The sequence below is a fragment of the Novosphingobium sp. CCH12-A3 genome (assembly GCF_001556015.1).
Taxonomy (GTDB): Bacteria; Pseudomonadota; Alphaproteobacteria; order Sphingomonadales; family Sphingomonadaceae; genus Novosphingobium; species Novosphingobium subterraneum.
Window position 1 is genome coordinate 1 of record NZ_LSIA01000144.1, and the last position, 4,053, is coordinate 4,053.

Genomic DNA, 4,053 nt, shown 5'->3' on the forward strand with positions numbered 1-4,053 from the left:
ATCGGCGCAGAGCGACAGCCTACCTCTGACTGCCGCCAATCTTTGCAACAGAGCCATTTATTCTAAAGCCTTCTTGCAATGACACCGAAACACCATCGGGCCGGGCGCGGCACGGGTCTGTCAGCGGGGCTGTCTCCAATGCTTCTCATCGCCACCCAATAGCCATAGCATGTGCCTGCGCCTCGACAAGACGCTTCAGGCGACATGGGCCGTCGATTGACGGTAAGGTATCTGTGAAAGCTTCTCCTCGCGGAATGTCTCCTTTGACGCTGGCAGCCTCGGCCAGCCCAGATTTCTCAAAGATCTATAATTTCCTGCCATAGCGCGGCTCCAGCCTAACGGGGATGGGCAGGTCGGGGATGATTGGAAACCGCTAACCTCGTCGGTTGTGCGGCCGTCACATGACGGAGCGGGCGTCGGCAGTCCGAGTTTTCCTCCCCGATACGGAAAACGCAACTATCTCAGCGCCATCGGGGCGAGGGCCGAACGTTGCTGCCGCGGGCGCCAATCCACAAATTGACATGCCGTCATATGACGGCATAAATTATCCTGGAAAGAATTCCATCTTGATCGGAATCAACCGTCACCATGGGTAAGGAGATTGTGAAATGTCTGTTTCGGTCAGTCTTGGCAAAACGGCCTTTGAAGCGCTGTCACCCACGCAGGCCATCGACCCATCCTGGGTTAAATCGGGTCATGTCGAAGAGGCTGGCGAGCTGTTGCATGCGTCAGCGGACGGAAAATATGTCGTGCAATTGTGGGAATGTCGCACGGCGGTCGAGCTCGAAATTCCCTATTATCCCGTGGACGAATTCATCACTATAATAGAAGGTAACGTATTGATAACAGCAGATAAAAATATCACAACGGAATATGTGGCCGGTGATAGCTTTGTCATTCCGAAGGGCTTCGCCGGTAGCTGGCGGCAGGAGGGGCGGCTCCGAAAATATGCGGCCTGCTACCTAGGTTAGGCCTGAAATGTCCAGGGATCTAATGCACTTCCCAGCCGGTTGTGCAGTCCGCGTGCTTTTCGATCGTCGCTCAAGTCTGGCCGCGCCCGCCCAGACTCCGGCAAGGGTATTCTGTGAGCATTGACGGGCAGTCATGTGACGGTATAAATGACCGTCATATGACGGTGTAAATCCGAATCACCGTATCTGGAGAAGCGCATGGCTGGCATTGCTTTTGCTGCTGGATTGAAGGAGCCGCTGATTGGCGTACTCGCAAGCGCGCTGGCGGTTTGGCCCTCCATGGCCAGCGCTGCGTGCGCGCCCGCTCATGGTGCGGTGGTTTTCAAGAAATGTGTCGCCTGCCACGCGGTTGACGGACCGAAGCATGGCGCAGGCCCCAGTCTAGCAGGTGTCGTCGGTCGTCGTTCGGGAGCCGCTCCGGGGTTCAAATACTCCCCGACACTCCGCGATCTCAACATTGTCTGGACGCCGGCCAGCCTCGACCAGTTTCTGATCGGCCCGCAGGCCTATGCTAAGGGAACGCGCATGGCTTTTTCGGGTCTGCGCGATCCGCAGGCTCGGGCCGACCTGATCTGCTTTCTTCAATCCAAGAGTTAAAAGCGCCATGACAGACGATCGAAATAGCGCGCAATCCGGTTCGGTAGCCGCATCAATATCCGACGACGGGGCGAAGGGGCGGCAGGCGTCGCGCCGTGAGCTGTTCACCGCCGCCGGAGCGTCGCTCCTGTTGGCCGTCCCCATGTCGCCTGCTGTGAGCAAGGCGGCCCGCGATACCTCAGCGCGTGCAGCGCCCTCAGTTATTGTCATCGGTGGCGGCTTTTGCGGTGTAACGGCCGCACGTGAGCTAGGCCAGCGCGGCTATGATGTGACGCTGCTCGAGGCGCGTAACCGGCTTGGCGGACGCACCTTCACCGCCGAATTTGCCGGGGAAGCGACCGATATGGGCGGCACCTGGATCCATTGGCAGCAGCCGCACGTATGGTCGGAAATGCAGCGTTATGGTTTGAAGCTGAAGGAGACGCCGGGCGCCGTTGCCGAGGACATCGTCTATCTTGATTATGAAGGCAGGCGACACGAGACCAGGGCGTCCAAGGTCTGGGCCGATCTCGATGCGTCAGTCGCCCGCCTTTTCGGCAATGCCTACGAGACGATGCCGCGTCCGGCCGAGCCATTTGCCGACGACAAATGGGTGAAGGCCGATACGTATTCCATCCAGCAAAAACTCGACGCCACCGACCTGACGCCGGAAATCAGAATCCTGCTCGACACTTGGTGCACGCTTTTCGCTTCGGCGCCGGCCAAGGATGGCGCGTGGATCGACCTGATGCGCCTGTACGCGCTCTGCAGCTACAACACGACGATCATGAATGATGCCACCGCCCGCTACAAGATCGAGGGCGGGACGCGCTCTCTGCTGGATGCGATCGCGGCGGAGGCCGCTGCCGACGTACGGCTCTCGACGCCGGTCAAGGCGGTCAGGCAACTTGGCGACAAGGTCGAAGTCGTGACGGAGGAGGGCGTCCGACTGACGGCGGACGCCGTTGTCGTTGCGGTGCCGATGAACGTGCTCCAGGATATTGCCTTTATTCCCGCTTTGTCAGCGCCGAAGCTGGAAGCATCAAGGCAAACCCATTCGGGCAACGGCACCAAGGTCCATGTGTTGCTCGACAAGGCCTATCCCATGTTTTCGGGGTGGGCCCCCACGGGCAATGTCCCGCTCAACTTCGTCATCTGGGAGGGTGTCAAAGACGGCCAAACCCATTTGATAGGCTTCGGGCCGAGCGCGGAGACGCTCGACGTCAACGACACCAGCGCCGTGCAGACTGCCATCCAGGCCTTCGTACCAGGCGCCCAAGTGGTCGAGTCCTATAGTTATGAGTGGGGCGCGGATCCCTATTCGCAAGGCGTCTGGTGTTTCGCGCGCCCAGGCCAGATGTCGAAGTTCCTCGGACCGCTTCAAGGCGCACAGGGCCGCGTGCATTTTGCCAATGCCGACTGGGCCAGTGGATGGCGCGGCTTCATCGACGGCGCGATTGAACAGGGAGTCGTGGCGGCGCGCCATATCCACCAGCAACTTGACCATTCCGCGGCTCCGGCCCGGCCCGCGGCAAGCTGAGCAAGCAAGCCCGCGCAAATATTCGTGACGACCGGCGGAAGTGGACATTCCGCAGCGGCATTCCATGGGGGAAGAGGATGAAGACGTTTCTATCTATGCTTTTGGGAAGTGCCGGGCTGGTCTGCCTTGCTAGCTCAGCCTTCGCGCAGGTCGTCCCAACGGTAGCCCTCAGTCCGCCGGTGGCCGCAGATGAGCCGTCCGAGGGCAGCGAGATCCTCGTGACCGCGCTACGACGCAATGAAAGGCTCCAGGACGTACCGGTGTCGATCACGGCGCTGAGTGGAGACCAACTGGCCGAGCAGCGAATGGATTCGCCCAATGACCTCGCTGGCTCGGTTCCGAACCTCCAGGTGACGACCTCTGGCGGCGAGGGGCTTCCCATCTTCGCGCTGCGTGGCATTTCGATGTCGGACTTCAGCCTCAACCAGCAGGGGCCGATCGCAACCTATTATGACGAGGTCTACAAGGGGAGCTTCCCGCTCCTTCCGCTCGGTCTCTTCGATCTTGAACGTGTCGAGGTGCTGCGCGGGCCTCAGGGCACGCTTTACGGCAAGAATACTACTGGCGGCGCCATCAACTTCATCAGCCGCAAACCGAGCTACGAAACCCAGGGGGATCTGTCGCTAAGCCTCGGCAACTATGACCGCTATGAAGCAAGCGGTGCGGTCCAGACCGCGCTTGGCGAAAATGTAGCGGCGCGGCTCGCTTTCACCTTTTCCCGTGCCGACGGATGGTTCAAGAACCTGCTTCCCGGAAAGCCGGACATGAACGCAACGCGCCAATATGGCGTGCGCCTGTCCTTCCTGGCCGAGCCCAGCGATGATCTCGAATTCATTCTCCGGCTCTCGACGAGCCTTCAGAACCCGGTCAACTATGGCATTTTCGGACGACCTGGCCCGGATGGCACGGGTGCTGGCGTCTATGAGGTGTTCGGCGGGTCGAGCTATTTCCGCACCGGCCTTGGCA

The 4,053-nt window shown here is 60.0% G+C and carries 4 protein-coding genes; all 4 read left to right on the top strand.

Annotated features, from left to right (window positions below; genetic code table 11):
• The first annotated feature begins 608 nt into the window (after nucleotides 1–608).
• Nucleotides 609–971, top strand: coding sequence for a cupin domain-containing protein (locus AX703_RS11525; protein WP_062344217.1), 363 nt, complete (start codon nucleotides 609–611; stop codon nucleotides 969–971).
• A gap of 198 nt (nucleotides 972–1,169) precedes the next feature.
• Nucleotides 1,170–1,568: a cytochrome c family protein gene (locus AX703_RS11530; RefSeq protein ID WP_062344219.1), complete on the top strand. Its 399-nt coding sequence runs from the start codon at nucleotides 1,170–1,172 to the stop codon at nucleotides 1,566–1,568.
• Nucleotides 1,569–1,722: 154 nt separating this feature from the next.
• Nucleotides 1,723–3,087 (top strand): NAD(P)/FAD-dependent oxidoreductase, encoded by a 1,365-nt coding sequence (locus AX703_RS11535; protein WP_197423689.1) that lies wholly within the window; start codon nucleotides 1,723–1,725, stop codon nucleotides 3,085–3,087.
• A gap of 179 nt (nucleotides 3,088–3,266) precedes the next feature.
• Nucleotides 3,267–4,053: TonB-dependent receptor (locus tag AX703_RS11540; RefSeq protein ID WP_231735507.1), on the top strand; the 787-nt coding region annotated here is incomplete at its 3' end.

What these genes read in the sequence shown, in the direction of transcription:
- AX703_RS11525 (WP_062344217.1), top strand. Translation starts at nt 609, where the DNA reads ATGTCTGTTTCGGTCAGTCTTGGCAAAACGGCCTTTGAAGCGCTGTCA.
- AX703_RS11530 (WP_062344219.1), top strand. Translation starts at nt 1,170, where the DNA reads ATGGCTGGCATTGCTTTTGCTGCTGGATTGAAGGAGCCGCTGATTGGC.